Below are 15,728 nucleotides of genomic sequence, written 5' to 3' on the forward strand. Positions count from 1 at the left end.
CGCGGGAGACACGCATGAGCCTCAGGATCTGCAGGGCAACGACAGTGTGCTTGGCAGCATGGCTCGCTGCCTGCAGCGGACTGAGCGACGTCGGCAACCAGGAAAAAGACGACGCGCCGCCGATCGCCGATGCGGTGGTGCTCAACCAGCCGTACAGCAAGGATGCTGCGGGAAAGGTAACGACACGAGTGCGTTCAGGCGCCGAGGTCTTCCTGAGCGGCAACGACAGCGACGGTGTCGTCGTGCCGGTGCTGAAACTCGAATGGACGCTGGTGACGACGGGCGCCGTCGCCAACCAGGTGCAACTCGTCGATCGCAACAGTACGACCGTCAGTTTCAAAGCGCCTCAGGTGACAGCCGACACGACGCTGCAGTTTCGCTTGACGGTGACCGACTCGAACGGTGCCACGGATCAGGCCGATGTCGATGTCACCGTCGTCGCCGTAGCCGATCCGGACCGGTTCCTCACGCATCTGCAGGCACCGCAGAAGTTCACGCTCGTAGCTGTTGCCGACAGCACGACGGCACTGACCGCTGATGTTCCCTTCGACATCCGCATGCAGCGGACCATCTCCTACATTGATCTGCGTGGCCTGCAGAGAACCGCGACGCCGCCAGCGGAAACTCTGCGCGGGACGTGGCTCGCCACAGAGGGCGCTGGCGCGAGCTGTGATGACTATCAGAACCCCCGGTTCTCGGTGGAACTGCCGAAGCTCGACGTAAATGCGATCTCCGCAGCGGTGAGAGCTGATCGCAATCGCACCGCCAGCGAACTGCCGGACCTGTCGAGAATCGACAGCGCCACAACCGAAGTGAGTCTCTCGATCACGCAAACTGGCGCGGCGCTGCCGGCGGGCCGGCAAGCGCTGCTCTGTATCCGCGACGCTTCCGGCAACTTGCTGCCCGACACCGCACAGCAATCCCTGACTGGAAAGCCGCCGATGACAGGCAGCTTCCTGAGTTCTGTCGCCGTCAATGCGGATCGGCTGATGGGTGATCTGACAGGACCGGCTGGCCGCACGATCGATACGCGCGACTCTGCTCAGAAGTACTACGACACGATCGACGATCCTGTTGCTGCCCAGCGCAAGCGCAGCTTCCTCGGCTGGCTGAAAGAGAACGGCTTCATCGGCGCCGATGCGACATCGCTGCAATGGTCGCAAGTCGAAGCCGGATCGACGGCGCATGCGGTGTACGTGAACAACTTCGATCTCGGCTTCGGTCGCGACATGTACGCGCGCAGATTCGATTGCGTGAATCCGCGAAGCACGACGGGCGAGTGCGTGGCGTCCGTCGTCGTGAACTACAGCAGCATGGAGAATGCCGCGAAGAAGCTGGATCCGATTCTTGCCGTCGCAATGGAATACACGGTGACGCCGTACAGCCAGGGCAAGAAGGTCGTCAAGTTCTACACCTACGCCCCGAACGAGACCAGCGGCGACTTCGATCAGATTCACAGCGTCGACCTCGATGGCCGCGGCGAGAAGTTCATGCCCGGCGCCTGCACGATCTGCCACGGCGGCACGCCGCAAGGGATCGATGCGCAGAACCCTGATCTCTACGCGGCGGGCGGCGATGTGAACTCGTCGTTCCTTCCCTGGGACCTGGACTCGTTCCTGTACTCGGATTCGCAAGCGGCAGCCTGGGTGCCGGACCCGACAGATGCCACCGAGAACTCCTTGCATTCGCGGTACAAGCGCACCCCGCAGGAGTCGCAGTTCCGTGAGTTGAACCGGCTCGCATATCAAACCTACGTGGACGATCCGGCGCGTCCGGGTCGCCATGATCTGGCGCGGGATCTCGTCGAAACCTGGTATGGCGACGCCGTCGATGGACCGACATTCCAGAATCGTGTGCCGGCGGAATGGAGCGCTGACGCGGCCGCTCAGAACATCTACCGAACCGTGTTTGCGCAGCATTGCCGTATGTGTCACGTCGCACACGTGCCGAACGTGAGTACCCAGACGGGCGAATACCAGCCGTATGTCGGCTGCAACGCGACGCCGCGCATCACTCAGTACGGCAGCAACTCTCCAGGGCAGATCGCGTTCGGTTGTTACGATCAGTTCGTCGCCGCGGGGAATCTGATCTCCGTGCTGCAGAGAGGCGTCATGCCGAACGCGCGGCTCACGATGGATCGTTACTGGGTCAGCGGCTCCGGTGACAGTCCCGCCAAAGTTCTCGCTACGCACCTGCAGTCGGTCACGGGACGCACGGACCTTCTCAATAACGCTGGAAACCCGGTGCCACCCGGGCGACCCGTGCTCGACGTCGAGATCAACGACAATCAGTACGAGAACACACCGATCGAGGTTGCCCGGAACGCGCCGGTCCAGATAGATGGCGCCGACAGCCAACTCGCTGCGACTTACGCCTGGGATCTGTGCCTGCTGCGCGAGGGAGCAACTGATTGCTCAGCGCTGCCGCTTGTTGGCGGCAGCACATCGCAGCCGTCATTCACGCCGCGTGCGGCAGGTGACTATCGGCTGACGCTGACGGCCACGAGCACGCTCGGTGCGACGGCAACTCAGACCTATACGGCCCGTGTACTCAACCGGCTGCCAAACATCGCGAGCTGCCCGACGGAACAGGGCGCAGCGAACAACGTCCAGCAGCCGATTTCTCTCGCTACCTGCATTCAGGACGGCGACGGCGTGAGCACTGTTCAGATCCAGAACCCGACGACGATGCAGTGGGTGAGCAGCATCACCAACACGGCGTATCAGGCGGCGGTGTCGGGCAAAGTAATCAACTTCACTCACGCGCTTACCGCGATTGCTCCCGCGGCGCTCAACTATCGAGTCTGCGACGAGGATCCCGCCGACTGCGCGACAGGCCTGATCACTGTGAACATTGACAGCACGCTCGCAACGACGGGTGACCAGTTCGATGCATGCATCTCGAACGACATCGATGACGATTGCAACGTGTTGCCGCTGACGATTGCGGTCAACACGCTGCTGGCAAACGACACCGTGCTGCCCAGCAATGATGCGGTCACGCTTACGATCCTGAATCAGCCGGCTCAAGGCATCGTGTCGCCGACGACAGCAGTGCGTAACGAGTCGATCGAGTACTCGTCCACGACCGTCAATTGCGACGTGACCGGTGCCAACATCTCGAACGGCACGACGCCGTGTACTGGTGCGCGCTTCCGGTACATGCTGACATCGGGAGACGGCTCGACGGATTCGAACGAGTCGGAGATCGTGGTTCGTGTCCGGGCGACTACATCGTTCTCACTGACCGCAACTGGCGTTACCCCGTTGAACACGACCTTCGCGGCATGCCAAGGCTGTCACCAGACGGGTGGCATAGGCGACGACGCATGGGTTCGTGACGCCAACAATGCCACGAACAGCTACAACAGCATCAATGGCAGCGGTTTGCTCGACGGCGCGACGCCCGAGGACGCACCGATCTACAGCGCACCCTGCCTGGGGACCGGGCACGGAACGGGCTTCCTGAACGCAGACCAGTGCGAAGTGGTGCTGCAATGGGTGAGGGAGGGCGCGAACCTGCGCTAGTTGCACCTGAGGTTTCACTTCTCGAACGCGCCCGCTCCGGGTAGCCTCTGGCCCGGATGCACGAGAAGAAAGAATTGGCGGCATTGCAACGGACCCGCAACCCATAACCGTTGTCGACGGCGATGACATCGCCTTCAGTCGCGTGGAGAACGCGGAGGGGTTCTCACAGTCGCGGGTCGGCCAGATCACCCAGGACGACAAGGGATTCATGTGGTTCGGGACGCAGTACGGCCTGATCCGTTTTGACGGCTATGGCTACACGGCGTTTGCGCCCGATGCGCGCACGCAGAACCAGCTGAGTGGCGTCTTCATACACGCGATCCTGAAGGACCGTTCCGGGCGGCTTTGGGTCGCCAGCGATTTGCCGAAGTACTCGGCTCGTCAGCTTCAAGAGTTTCTTCAGATCCTGGTGTCGAACGTTGTCCACGTAGATGAGGATGGTGGGAGACACGCGGCTGGCGACTCCATTGCGCGGGCTTATCCCAGCGAGGTCGCGATCAAGGCTCTTGAGAAGCTGGCGACCGGTCATCCCCGCGACAAGCACGTCGCGTTCGTTGGATTGGACGTCCTTTACCATCGGGTTGACCCAGACCTGCTGCCGCGCGTACTTGCGCTGCACGGCCAGTTACTCGCTTCGCAAGAGGAATGGTTTCGCAAGGCCTGAGGAGCGAAGGAAAGCTTCGAGGCGTCAGACACGAGTTGGCAGGGCGCACAGCCGTGCCAGAGACTGTCCGTCCCGTCTTGCGAGCAAATCTAGAGAGGTGGCTCCCCGGGCCGGACTCGAACCAGCGACCAACGGATTAACAGTCCGTCGCTCTACCACTGAGCTACCGGGGAACAGGTGGGAAATCGAAGGCGCGCGATTCTGCGGAAAGCACCCTCAGGGTGTCAAGGCAAGATGCCGCAAGCCAGTGAAAACCTTAGGAAGCGCGCCAGATCTGGCGGTGCGATCGGCCGCTAGGCAGCCTGGGCCGCCCGCAACGCCCGGTCGATCCGCTTCAGCGCTTCTTCTAGCGTCTGCATGCTGCAGGCGTATGAAAGTCGCATGTGGCCCGGAGCGCCGAATCCGCTGCCCGGGACGACCGCGACCCCGCCGTGGTTCAGCAGGTATTCCGCGAATGCGTTGTCGTCCTTGGCGCCGACCAGCTTGAGGGCGGCTTCGACATTTGCGAACGCGTAGAAGGTGCCGGCGCCTGGCAGGCATGACACGCCGGTGAGCTTGTTGAGTCCGTCCACCACGAAGTCGTGGCGCTGCTTGAAGTGACGATTCATCTCGCGCACTTCGGCCTGATCGCCGCTCAGGGCGACGACGGACGCCTTCTGCGCGATCGATGAGGCGTTGGAGGTGCTCTGGCCCTGGATCGTCGCCATGGCCGTCACGATTTCGGCGGGGCCGCCGCAATAGCCGATACGCCAGCCGGTCATCGCATAGGCCTTCGATACGCCGTTCGTCGTCACGACGCGGTCGTACAGATCAGGGCAGACCTGGGCGATCGTCGTGAAAGGCTCCGGCGCCCAGTAGATGTGCTCGTACATGTCGTCGGTGCAGATCACCACTTGCGGGTGTCGCGACAGCACTCGGCCCAACGCTCGCAGCTCGGCGGCGGTGTAAGCCGCGCCGGTTGGATTGCTGGGGCTGTTGAGGATGAACAGTCGCGTCTTCGGCGTGATGGCAGCTTCGAGCTGCGCCGGCGTGATCTTGTAGCCCTGTTCGGGTCCCGCGTACGGCGTCACGGGGATGCCGTCGGCGAGCATCACCATGTCGGGATACGAAACCCAGTACGGGGCAGGGATGACGACTTCGTCGCCGCTGTCGATGAGCGCGAGGATGAGATTGAAGATCGTCTGCTTCGCGCCGGTGGAGACGAGGATCTGGCTGCGCTTGTAATCGAGGCTGTTCTCGCGCTTGAACTTCGCAATGATTGCGTCTTTCAGCTCGGCGTTGCCTTCGACCGGCGTGTAACGCGTGAATCCCTTGCGAATGGCTTCGATGCCCGCGTCAGCGATGTGTCGCGGCGTATCGAAGTCCGGCTCGCCCGCGCCGAGACTGATGATGTCCTTGCCCTCTGCCTTCAACTGGGCAACGCGCCCGGTGAGAGCGACCGTGGGGGAGGGCTTGACGCGCTGCACGCGCTTGGAGACTGCTAGACTCACTTCGAGCACCGGAAGGCTGGCCAGGACGGAAATTTCGCGGCCATTCTAGTCGGTCGGTGCCGGCCGCTGGGTCATTTTTCTTCCCTGACAGCCCGTGGCAGGTTTGACTGACAAGCTTGCGGCACTCCCATCCCGCCCCCATTTCAGTCCTCCATGAACGATACAGCGACCAAAGATGCGGGATTCCGGCTTGCCGGCGATTACAAACCCTCGGGCGACCAGCCCGGCGCCATCGCGAAACTCGTCGATGGGATCGAATCCGGTCTGTCGCACCAGACGCTTCTGGGCGTCACTGGCTCGGGCAAGACCTTCACGATCGCGAACGTCATCGAACGCGTGCAGCGGCCCGCACTCGTGCTGGCGCACAACAAGACGCTGGCAGCCCAGCTCTACGGCGAGTTCAAGGAGTTCTTCCCGAACAATGCCGTCGAGTACTTCGTCTCGTACTACGACTATTACCAGCCCGAGGCTTACGTTCCGTCGTCAGACACTTACATAGAGAAGGACTCCTCGGTCAACGAACACATCGAGCAGATGCGACTGTCCGCCACAAAAGCGCTGCTCGAACGACCGGACGTGATCATCGTTGCGACAGTGTCGGCGATCTACGGCCTGGGCGACCCGTCCTCGTACCTGGAAATGGTGCTGCATCTCGCACGCGGCGATCGAATCGATCAGCGCAAGATCCTGCGTCGCCTGGCCGACATGCAGTACAAGCGCAATGAGATGGAGCTCACGCAAGCGACTTACCGTGTTCGCGGCGACATCGTCGACATCTTCCCCGCGGAATCCGAGCGGGAAGCGCTGCGCGTCGAGCTGTTCGACGACGAGATCGAATCACTAACCATGTTCGATCCGCTCACGGGCGAGGTGCTGCGCAAGGTGCCGCGCTTCACCGTGTTCCCGGGCACACACTATGTGACGCCGAAGGAAAGGCTGATTCGCGCGGTGGATGAGATTCGCGACGAGCTGCATGACCGTCTGCAGATTCTCAAGGCCGGCGGCAAGCTCGTCGAAGCGCAGCGTCTGGAGCAGCGCACGCGCTTCGATCTCGAGATGATCAAGGAGATGGGTTACTGCAACGGCATCGAGAACTACTCGCGGTTTCTTTCCGGCCGTGCCCCCGGAGAACCGCCACCCTGCCTGTTCGACTATCTGCCGGGTAACTCACTGCTCGTCGTCGACGAGAGCCACCAGACGATTCCGCAGCTCGGTGCGATGTACAAGGGTGACCGATCGCGCAAGGAGACGCTGGTCGAATACGGCTTTCGGATGCCGTCGGCGCTCGACAACCGGCCGCTGCGGTTCGACGAATGGGAAAAAGCCGCGCCGCAGATGATTTTCGTGTCGGCGACGCCGGGAAACTACGAATCGCAACACTCAGGGGCCGTCGTCGAACAGCTCGTCCGCCCGACCGGCCTCGTGGATCCAGAAGTCACGATCCGTCCAGTGCGGACGCAGGTGGACGATGTGCTGTCCGAGATTCGTATCGCGGTCGCCAGCAACGAGCGCGTATTGATCACGACACTCACGAAGCGCATGTCGGAGGACCTGACGGAGTATCTCGACGAGCACAAGGTGAAAGTGCGCTACCTGCACTCCGACATCGACACCGTGGAACGCATGGAGATCATTCGTGATCTGCGCCTCGGGAAGTTCGACGTCCTCGTCGGCATCAACCTGCTGCGTGAAGGCCTCGACATGCCTGAAGTCTCGCTGGTTGCGATCCTCGACGCGGACAAGGAAGGATTTCTGCGCTCGGAGAACTCGCTGATCCAGACGATCGGCCGCGCGGCGCGCCACCTGAACGGTCGCGCAATCCTCTATGCCGACAAGATCACGGGCTCGATCCAGAAAGCGATCGACGAAACGAACCGCCGCCGGCAGAAGCAGATCGAGTTCAATACGACGCATGGCATCACACCCCGCGGCATTCAGAAGGCTGTCGCGGACATCATGGAAGGGGCGTACGTCGCACCGGAATTCCGGAGCGCGAAGGTCGCCGAACCCGCCAGCGATTACCGGTCGCTGACGCCGGAGCAGGCAATCAAGCGCATCAAGAAGCTGGAGCAGGACATGCTCAAGCACGCCCGCAACCTCGAGTTCGAAGAGGCGGCGCGGCTGCGAGATGAGATCCAGAAGCTCAGGAACGTGGAGCTGGGATTGCCGCCGGGGTTGAAGGCGGGCTAAGACATTCCCGGAGCGCTCTGCCTCGTTTATCCCGCCGCCGTCGACCGGGTCAGACCTGGACTCCCGCGTGCGCCGGAGTGACGGACCACTGTCATTCCCGCGAACGCGGGAATCCATCCGAGTGCTGAAGTCCTGAATCAGAGACTTACACCGCTTCCTTGCCTTGCCTCTGTGGCGACGCATCGCTATCCTTGCGCACCCTTTTTCCTGCGCGCGTAGCTCAGCGGTAGAGCATCACCTTGACATGGTGGGGGTCACAGGTTCGATCCCTGTCGCGCGCACCAATCGATCAACGAGCGACGCCTTAGCGTCGCTTTTTTTTCTCGGCCGAGCCCCTAAGTACTGACTGTATGCCTGTCATTACCCTTCCCGACGGCAGCCAACGGACCTATCCGGGGGCGACCACAGTAGCCCAGATCGCGGCCGACATCGGCCCGGGACTGGCGAAGGCTGCTGTTGCCGGGAAAGTCGACGGCACGCTGGTCGACGCATCGGATCCGATCGAGAAGGATGCGAAGGTCCAGATCATCACGCCGAAGGACCAGGAAGGTCTCGAGATCATCCGCCATTCGTTCGCGCACTTGCTGGGTCATGCGCTCAAGCAGCTGTACCCGACGGCGAAGATGGTGATCGGCCCGGTCATCGACGATGGCTTCTTCTATGACATCGCGTACGAGCGGCCCTTTACGCCGGCCGACCTCGAAGCGATCGAAGCGCGCATGCGCGAACTGATCGTGAAGGACTACGACGTCATCAAGAAAATGACGCCGCGCGATGAAGTCATCCGCGTGTTCAAGGAACGCGGCGAGGACTACAAGCTGCGCCTGGTCGAGGACATGCCCAACGAAAAAGCGATGGGCCTTTACCACCACGAAGAATACGTCGACATGTGTCGCGGCCCGCACGTGCCGAACACCCGGTTCCTGCGGGCGTTCAAGCTGACGAAGCTGGCGGGTGCTTATTGGCGCGGCGATTCGCGTAACGAGATGCTTCAGCGCATCTACGGCACCGCGTGGACAGATGAGAAGGCGCTGAAGGCCTATCTCACCCGTCTCGAAGAAGCCGAGAAGCGCGATCACCGCAAGATCGGCAAGGAAATGGACCTGTTCCATTTCCAGGAAGAGGCGCCGGGCGCCGTGTTCTGGCACCCGAAGGGCTGGTCGCTGTTCCAGTCCCTGATCGCCTACATGCGCAAGTACCAGTCAGCCGCTGGCTGGCAGGAGGTCAGCGCGCCCGAAGTCATCGACCAGAAGCTCTGGGAACGGTCGGGCCACCTCGAAACCTTCGGCGAGAACATGTTCTTCGTGAAGGTGCCGGAGGAGCGCAAGTACTGCCTCAAGCCGATGAATTGCCCGGGTCACGTGCAGATTTTCAACCAGGGCCTGAAGAGCTACCGCGACCTGCCGGTGCGCTTCTCTGAATTCGGCAAGGTTCATCGCTATGAGCCGTCGGGTGCGTTGCACGGGCTCATGCGCGTTCGGGCGTTCACCCAGGACGACGGGCATGCCTTCTGCGCGATGGAGCAGTTGCTGGACGAGGCGGTCGCCCAGACCAAATTGATCCTGGGGCTGTATTCGGAATTCGGTTTCGAGGATGTCCGGATCAAGTTCTCGGATCGCCCCCCGAAACGGGTCGGCTCGGATGAGGTGTGGGATAAGGCTGAGGAAGCGCTCAAGGCTGCCCTGACCCAGCTCAACCTCGAATTCACCCAGAATCCGGGCGAGGGCGCCTTCTACGGACCCAAGCTGGAATTCGTGCTTCGCGATGCCATCGGCCGCGATTGGCAGTGCGGAACGCTGCAAGTCGACCTGAACATGCCGGGTCGCCTGGGCGCCACCTATATCGGCGAGGACGGTCAGAAGCACGTGCCGGTCATGCTCCACCGGGCCCTTTTCGGCTCGCTCGAGCGTTTCACCGGTATCCTGATCGAGCATTTCGCCGGAAAGCTGCCCACCTGGCTTGCCCCAGTCCAGGCTGTAATCCTGAACATCACGGACGGCCAGGCCGAGTACGTGAGCAAGGTCACTGAAAGCCTGAGAAATCAGGGGCTTCGCGTGACTTCGGACTTGCGCAATGAAAAGGTCGGCTTTAAAATCCGCGAGCACACGCTGCAGCGCGTTCCGTACCTATTGGTAGCAGGGGATCGCGAGGCAGGATCGAACTCTCTGGCCGTGCGCACCCGCAGTGGTAAAGATCTCGGCGCGATGTCCGTAGACGTCATCGCGCAGAAGCTTGCCGACGAAATCGCGAGCCGCGGCCGGACCAATCTGGAGGTATGACGCATCGCTGCTCCCATTGCTAAGCGCGTAAGGCGCAATGAAGAAATCACGTCGCCGAAGCTGCGCATCATCGACGCAAACGGCGCACAGGCAGGCGTGATGACACGCTTCGACGCTCTCGCTATGGCTCAGGCCGCGGAGCTGGATCTGGTGGAGGTGTCGCCCACGGCGGATCCACCGGTGTGTCGCATCATGGATTTCGGAAAGTTCTTGTTCGAACAGAACAAGAAGGCGCATGCAGCGAAGCGCAAGCAGAAGCAGATTCAGATCAAGGAAGTGAAGTTTCGCCCAGGGACGGAAGAGGGCGACTATCAGGTGAAGCTACGAAACCTGATTCGCTTTCTCCAGGAAGGAGACAAGGCCAAGGTCACGCTGCGGTTTCGCGGCCGTGAAATGGCGCATCAGGAAGTCGGTCGCGAACTTCTGGGTCGGGTACAGGCGGATCTGGCGGCACACGCCCAGGTCGAACAGAACCCGATGATGGAAGGCCGGCAGATGGTCATGATGTTCGGACCGAAGAAGAAGTAAGGAACGCTTCTTAAGTCCGATGACAAAAAAGTGAGCAGCGGTCTCACCGGCGCGAGCTGGTAGTCGCTGTCCCGCCTCGAGAGGCGCAGTTCGCGTAGTAACGAACGGCGTACTCCAAAGGCTAAACAAGTTGGAGTTTTTGCAATGCCCAAGTTGAAGACCAACCGGGCAGCGGCGAAGCGTTTTCGCGCCACTGCCAAGGGATTCAAGCGATCCCAGTCCCATCGTCGTCACATCCTGACCAGCAAGACGAGCAAGCGTAAGCGCCAGCTTCGCGCACCGAGCATGGTGTCGAAGCAGGATCTTGGCCGTCTCGATGCATTGCTGCCGCACGCGAAGTAAGGAGTGACCCATGGCACGCGTTAAGAGAGGCGTCATCGCTGGCGCCCGTCACAAGAAAATCCTCAAGAAGGCGAAGGGCTACTACAACGCCCGTCGCAAAGTCTTCCGCGCCGCGAAGCAGGCAGTCATCAAGGCTGGCCAGTATGCGTACCGCGACCGCAAGACGAACAAGCGCAACTTCCGCGCACTGTGGATCACGCGCATCAATGCTGAAGCGCGCGTTCACGGCCTGTCGTACAGCAAGCTGATCGCCGGCCTCACGAAGGCAGGTATCGCGATCGATCGCCGCGTCCTCGCGGACATCGCGATGAACGACGCAGCTGCGTTCGGCGTGCTGGCGCAGAAGGCGAAGGACGCTCTGCCCCAGGCAGCCTGAGGTCTGAAGATGAGGCTCGAGCTTTAGGGCTCGAGCCTCATTGCGTTTGTGGGACCACATAAAGAGCCGACGTCAGCCTCGGCGATACCGCATGACTGAACCGCAACAAGATCTGCAAGCACTGGTTGACGCCGCGCGCGCAGAGATCGCGGCCTGTTCCTCCATTGAAGACCTCGAAACCATCCGCGTCCGCTTGCTGGGCAAGAAGGGCGAAATCACCGAGCAGCTCAAGTCGCTTGGCGCGATGCCGGCGGACGTCCGCAAGAGCGCCGGTGCCAAGATCAACGAAGCGAAGAATGCACTGAGCACCGCGCTCGACGAGCGTCGGGCCGTCCTCGAAGCGCAGAAGCTGGCCGACCAGCTCGCCTCCGACGCGGTCGACGTTACGTTGCCGGGCCGCGGTCAATCGACCGGTGGTCTGCATCCCGTCACTCGCGTGCGCCGTCGCATCGAGCAGATCTTTCGCAATGCCGGCTTCACGATCGAAGACGGCCCGGAGATCGAAGACGAGTGGCACAACTTCGAAGCGCTCAACATCCCCGCCAATCATCCGGCGCGGGCGATGCACGACACTTTCTATTTCCCTGACGGCCGGCTCCTGCGCACGCACACATCGCCGGTGCAGATCCGCGCGATGAAGGACCGCAAGCCGCCGTTCCGCGTGATCGCGCCAGGTCGCGTCTATCGTTGCGACTCCGACATGACGCACACACCGATGTTTCACCAGGTCGAAGGCCTGGTCGTTGACGAAGGCATCACGTTCGCGAACCTGAAGGCCGTGCTGCACGGTTTCATGAAGTCGCTGTTCGAGAAGGACGTGAAGATGCGGCTGCGGCCGTCGTACTTCCCGTTCACCGAGCCTTCGGCTGAAGTGGATATCTCCTGTGTCTCCTGCGGCGGCACCGGTTGCCGCGTCTGCAAGAACACCGGCTGGGTCGAAGTCGCCGGCTGCGGCGTCGTTCATCCGAACGTCCTGCGCGCCGTGGGTGTCGATCCGGAGCGTTACACGGGCTACGCGTTCGGCATGGGTATCGATCGTCTGACCATGCTTCGTTACAACGTGAACGACATCCGCCTGTACTTCGAGAACGACCTGCGCTTCCTCAAGCAGTTTGCATGAAAGAGGAGCGGTTAGCGGTTAGCGGTTGGCGGTTAGTCAGAATGCGGACGTTCGCCCGTTCGTCTGCCGCACGCTGTTTCCGATTTCTTGCCAACCGCCAACCGCCAACCGCCAACCGCTTCTCCTTATGAAAATCAGCTTGAACTGGCTCCGCGACTGGGTCGACACCGGCAACGACGTTCCGGCGCTCGCCCATCAGCTGACGATGGCGGGTCTCGAGATCGAAGGCATCCATCGTGCTGGTCCGGAACTTTCCGGCATCGTGGTGGGTGAAGTTCTCGCGGTCGAGAAGCATCCTGACGCTGAGAAACTCAACGTCTGCCGCGTATCGAATGGTCGCGAAGAGCTGCAGATCGTTTGCGGTGCACCGAACGTCCGTGCCGGCATGAAGGCGCCGCTGGCGCTGATCGGCGCGAAACTGCCGAACGGCACTGAGATCAAGAAGGCGAAGCTTCGTGGGGTCGAGTCGAACGGCATGCTGTGCTCGGCACGCGAGCTCGGCTTGAGCGAAGAGAGCAGTGGTTTGCTCGATCTGCCGCAGCATGTGACGACCGGCCAGGATCTCGTCGCTGCCTTGCAGCTCGACGACACGATCCTCGAAGTGAATCTCACGCCGAACCGCGGCGACTGCATGAGTGTTGCCGGCATCGCGCGCGAAGCCGCAGCAGCCAGAGCGACGCCGCTGAAGGGCCCGGAGTTCAAGCCCGTTGCCCCAGCCATCACCGATACGTTCCCGGTCCGTCTCGAAGCAACGGCCGCGTGCCCGAAATTCGCCGGTCGTGTCATTCGCGGCATCAACATCGGCGCGAAGTCGCCCTGGTGGATGCAGGAGCGCCTGCGTCGCGCCGGCCTGCGCCCGATCAGCGCTGTCGTCGATGTCACCAACTACGTGATGCTTGAGCTCGGTCAGCCGATGCATGCATACGATCTCGGTCAGCTCAGCGGTTCGATCGTCGTTCGCAGCGCGCGGGCAGGCGAGAAGTTGAAGCTCCTCGACGGTCGCACGATCGAGCTCACACCCGACATCGCGGTCATCGCGGATGAAAAAGTAGCGCTCGGCATGGCCGGCGTCATGGGCGGCGAGGACTCAGGTATCAGCGACGCGACGAAGGATGTGTTCCTCGAAGTCGCGTTCTTCGAGCCGGACGCAGTTGCCGGCCGTGGCCGTCGTTATGGTCTGATCACGGATGCCTCGCAGCGCTTCGAGCGCGGCGTGGATCCGCAATTGCAGGAACGGGCCATCGAGCGTGCCACCCAACTGCTGCTCGAATGCGCGGGGGGACAGGCCGGGCCGACGGTCGTGACTCGCCATGACGGTTTTGCCCCACGTCGATCGGCTATCACGCTGCGTCATCGCCGTGTGCGACACGTTCTCGGCGTGCAGTTGTCCGATGACACCGTGCTGGATTGTCTGCGTCGTCTGAACATGGAGATCGAGGCAGCTCCGGGCGATGACCTCAGGGCGTCATGGCTCGTGACCCCGCCGTCGTGGCGCTTCGATATCCATATCGAGGAAGACCTGATCGAAGAAGTTGCGCGCCTCTACGGCTTCGACAACATCCCGGAACAGGATGCGATCGGCGATCAGGCGATCCTGCCTTGGACGGAAACCCGGGTTCGCAACGAACGCGCCGCCGATCTGCTCGTCGCGCGCGGGTATCACGAAGCGATCACTTACACGTTCACGGATGCACAGTCGCAGTCCGTGCTGTTCGGCGAGACCGCTCTGGCGCTGTCGAATCCGATCTCCGCGGAACTTGGCGTCATGCGTCTGTCGTTGTGGCCGGGACTGGTGCATGCGGCGCGCGAGAATCATCGCCGTCAGCAGCATCGCGTTCGCCTGTTCGAAATCGGCCGGCGCTTTGCCTCGAAGACGGGTGCCGAGACCGAAATGATCGCGGGCGTTGCGTCCGGTTCCGCATTGGCGGAGCAGTGGGGCGCGGAGACCGCGAAAGTGGATTTCTTCGACGTGAAGGCAGACGTCGAAGCCCTGATCGCGTTGTCCGATGACGCGGACGCGTTCCGTTTTACTGCTGAGAAGCACCCGGCGTTGCATCCGGGACAATCCGCGAGGCTCTGGCGGGGCGATCGGCCGGTGGGCTGGATCGGCGCGCTTCATCCTCAGCATCTCAAGGCGCTGGATTTGACATATCCGCTCTACGTCTTCGAACTGGAAGTCGCCGGCGTGCTCGCGGCACGTGTTCCGGAGTTTCGCGAGATTTCGAAATACCCCGCCATCCGTCGCGATGTTGCCGTGATCGTCGATGAAGCGATTCCGGTCGAGGCGCTCGAATCGGCGATCCGCAAGAGCGCGGGGACGTTGCTGACGGACGTAAGCGTACTTTCGGTCTATCGCGGCAAGCAGTTTGAGAAAGGCAAGAAAAGCATAGCCTTAGGTCTGCAATTGCAGGATACTTCCCGCACCCTGACTGACCACGATGCCGATGCGATCGTGGCGCAGGTGGTGGATGCCTTAAGCCACCAGCTCAACGCCACGATACGAGACAAATAATCATGGCACTCACAAAGGCCGAGATCGCGGAAGCGTTATTCGATCAATTGGGGCTCAACAAGCGCGAAGCCCGCGAACTCGTGGACCTGTTCTTCGAGGAGCTGCGTGCATCGTTGTCGAATGGGGAGCAGGTCAAACTGTCCGGCTTCGGTAATTTCGATCTTCGTGACAAGAATCAGCGGCCCGGTCGCAATCCCAAGACAGGCGAAGAGATTCCCATCAGCGCCCGTCGTGTGGTCACATTCCGTCCGGGACAAAAACTGAAGGCACGAGTCGAGGCCTATGCTGGAAGCAGGCAATAACAGCGAACTCCCCGCGATCCCTGGCAAACGCTACTTCACCATCGGTGAAGTCAGCGAGCTGTGCGGCGTCAAACCGCACGTGCTGCGCTACTGGGAGCAGGAATTCCCGCAGCTGAAGCCGGTCAAGCGGCGCGGCAACCGTCGCTACTATCAACGTCAGGACGTCCTGGTGATTCGCCAGATCCGCAGCCTGCTCTACGAGCAGGGCTTCACGATCGGCGGCGCACGCAATCGCCTTCAGGGCGATGAGGCCCGCGACGATGTGTCGCAGGCGCAGCAGATCGTGCGTCAGTTGCGGACAGAGCTGGAAGAGATCCTGCGCATTCTGCGCAGATGAAGAAGTAGATAGCGGATAGCGGATGGTGACTAGGCAATCCGCGGAATTGGGCGCGAGAGTG

12 protein-coding genes and 2 tRNA genes are annotated in these 15,728 nt (G+C 61.6%); 12 read left to right on the plus strand and 2 right to left on the minus strand.

Annotation, left to right across the window (positions count from 1 at the left end):
- Window positions 1-14 precede the first annotated feature (14 nt).
- Together HNQ60_RS04390 and HNQ60_RS04395 are read left to right on the plus strand one after the other, a co-directional pair.
- Window positions 15-3,527, plus strand: coding sequence for a PKD domain-containing protein (locus tag HNQ60_RS04390; protein WP_184329782.1), 3,513 nt, complete (start codon window positions 15-17; stop codon window positions 3,525-3,527).
- Between the two features lie 142 nt (window positions 3,528-3,669).
- Window positions 3,670-4,191: a two-component regulator propeller domain-containing protein gene (locus HNQ60_RS04395; RefSeq protein WP_184329783.1), complete on the plus strand. Its 522-nt coding sequence runs from the start codon at window positions 3,670-3,672 to the stop codon at window positions 4,189-4,191.
- A gap of 98 nt (window positions 4,192-4,289) precedes the next feature.
- On the opposite strand, the gene HNQ60_RS04400 is transcribed toward HNQ60_RS04395, so the two are convergent.
- Window positions 4,290-4,364, minus strand: a tRNA-Asn gene (locus HNQ60_RS04400).
- A gap of 120 nt (window positions 4,365-4,484) precedes the next feature.
- Entirely contained in the window at window positions 4,485-5,681 is a 1,197-nt protein-coding gene (locus tag HNQ60_RS04405) for a pyridoxal phosphate-dependent aminotransferase (protein ID WP_184329784.1), read from the minus strand.
- A gap of 153 nt (window positions 5,682-5,834) precedes the next feature.
- On the opposite strand from HNQ60_RS04405, the gene uvrB reads away from it, so the two are divergent.
- The 10 genes from uvrB to HNQ60_RS04455 all read left to right on the plus strand — a co-directional run bounded on the left by uvrB (window position 5,835) and on the right by HNQ60_RS04455 (window position 15,667).
- Window positions 5,835-7,871: an excinuclease ABC subunit UvrB gene (gene uvrB, locus HNQ60_RS04410; protein WP_184329785.1), complete on the plus strand. Its 2,037-nt coding sequence runs from the start codon at window positions 5,835-5,837 to the stop codon at window positions 7,869-7,871.
- 209 nt (window positions 7,872-8,080) lie between these two features.
- Window positions 8,081-8,155: transfer RNA gene (locus tag HNQ60_RS04415), tRNA-Val, on the plus strand.
- Window positions 8,156-8,221: 66 nt separating this feature from the next.
- Complete coding sequence (gene thrS / locus HNQ60_RS04420) at window positions 8,222-10,150, plus strand: threonine--tRNA ligase (RefSeq protein ID WP_184329786.1); 1,929 nt, start codon at window positions 8,222-8,224, stop codon at window positions 10,148-10,150.
- A gap of 3 nt (window positions 10,151-10,153) precedes the next feature.
- Entirely contained in the window at window positions 10,154-10,678 is a 525-nt protein-coding gene (gene infC / locus HNQ60_RS04425) for a translation initiation factor IF-3 (protein WP_184330182.1), read from the plus strand.
- A gap of 144 nt (window positions 10,679-10,822) precedes the next feature.
- On the plus strand, window positions 10,823-11,020 hold the full coding sequence (gene rpmI / locus HNQ60_RS04430) for a 50S ribosomal protein L35 (protein ID WP_184329787.1): 198 nt from the start codon (window positions 10,823-10,825) through the stop codon (window positions 11,018-11,020).
- Window positions 11,021-11,030: 10 nt separating this feature from the next.
- Window positions 11,031-11,396 (plus strand): 50S ribosomal protein L20, encoded by a 366-nt coding sequence (rplT, locus tag HNQ60_RS04435; RefSeq protein WP_184329788.1) that lies wholly within the window; start codon window positions 11,031-11,033, stop codon window positions 11,394-11,396.
- 91 nt (window positions 11,397-11,487) lie between these two features.
- A complete protein-coding gene (gene pheS, locus HNQ60_RS04440; protein WP_184329789.1) occupies window positions 11,488-12,516 on the plus strand; it encodes a phenylalanine--tRNA ligase subunit alpha in 1,029 nt (342 codons plus the stop codon).
- A 139-nt stretch (window positions 12,517-12,655) separates the two neighbouring features.
- A complete protein-coding gene (gene pheT / locus HNQ60_RS04445; RefSeq protein WP_221304003.1) occupies window positions 12,656-15,028 on the plus strand; it encodes a phenylalanine--tRNA ligase subunit beta in 2,373 nt (790 codons plus the stop codon).
- The gene (ihfA, locus tag HNQ60_RS04450; RefSeq protein ID WP_184330183.1) at window positions 15,028-15,330 is read left to right on the plus strand and encodes an integration host factor subunit alpha; all 303 of its coding nucleotides are present in this window, start codon (window positions 15,028-15,030) and stop codon (window positions 15,328-15,330) included. The genes pheT and ihfA overlap by 1 nt, the downstream gene beginning before the upstream one ends.
- On the plus strand, window positions 15,311-15,667 hold the full coding sequence (locus tag HNQ60_RS04455; RefSeq protein WP_184329791.1) for a MerR family transcriptional regulator: 357 nt from the start codon (window positions 15,311-15,313) through the stop codon (window positions 15,665-15,667). Before ihfA ends, HNQ60_RS04455 begins: the two co-directional genes overlap by 20 nt.
- Window positions 15,668-15,728 lie beyond the last annotated feature (61 nt).

Origin of the sequence: Povalibacter uvarum, assembly GCF_014202975.1 — a bacterium.
Taxonomy (GTDB): domain Bacteria; phylum Pseudomonadota; class Gammaproteobacteria; order Steroidobacterales; family Steroidobacteraceae; genus Steroidobacter; species Steroidobacter uvarum.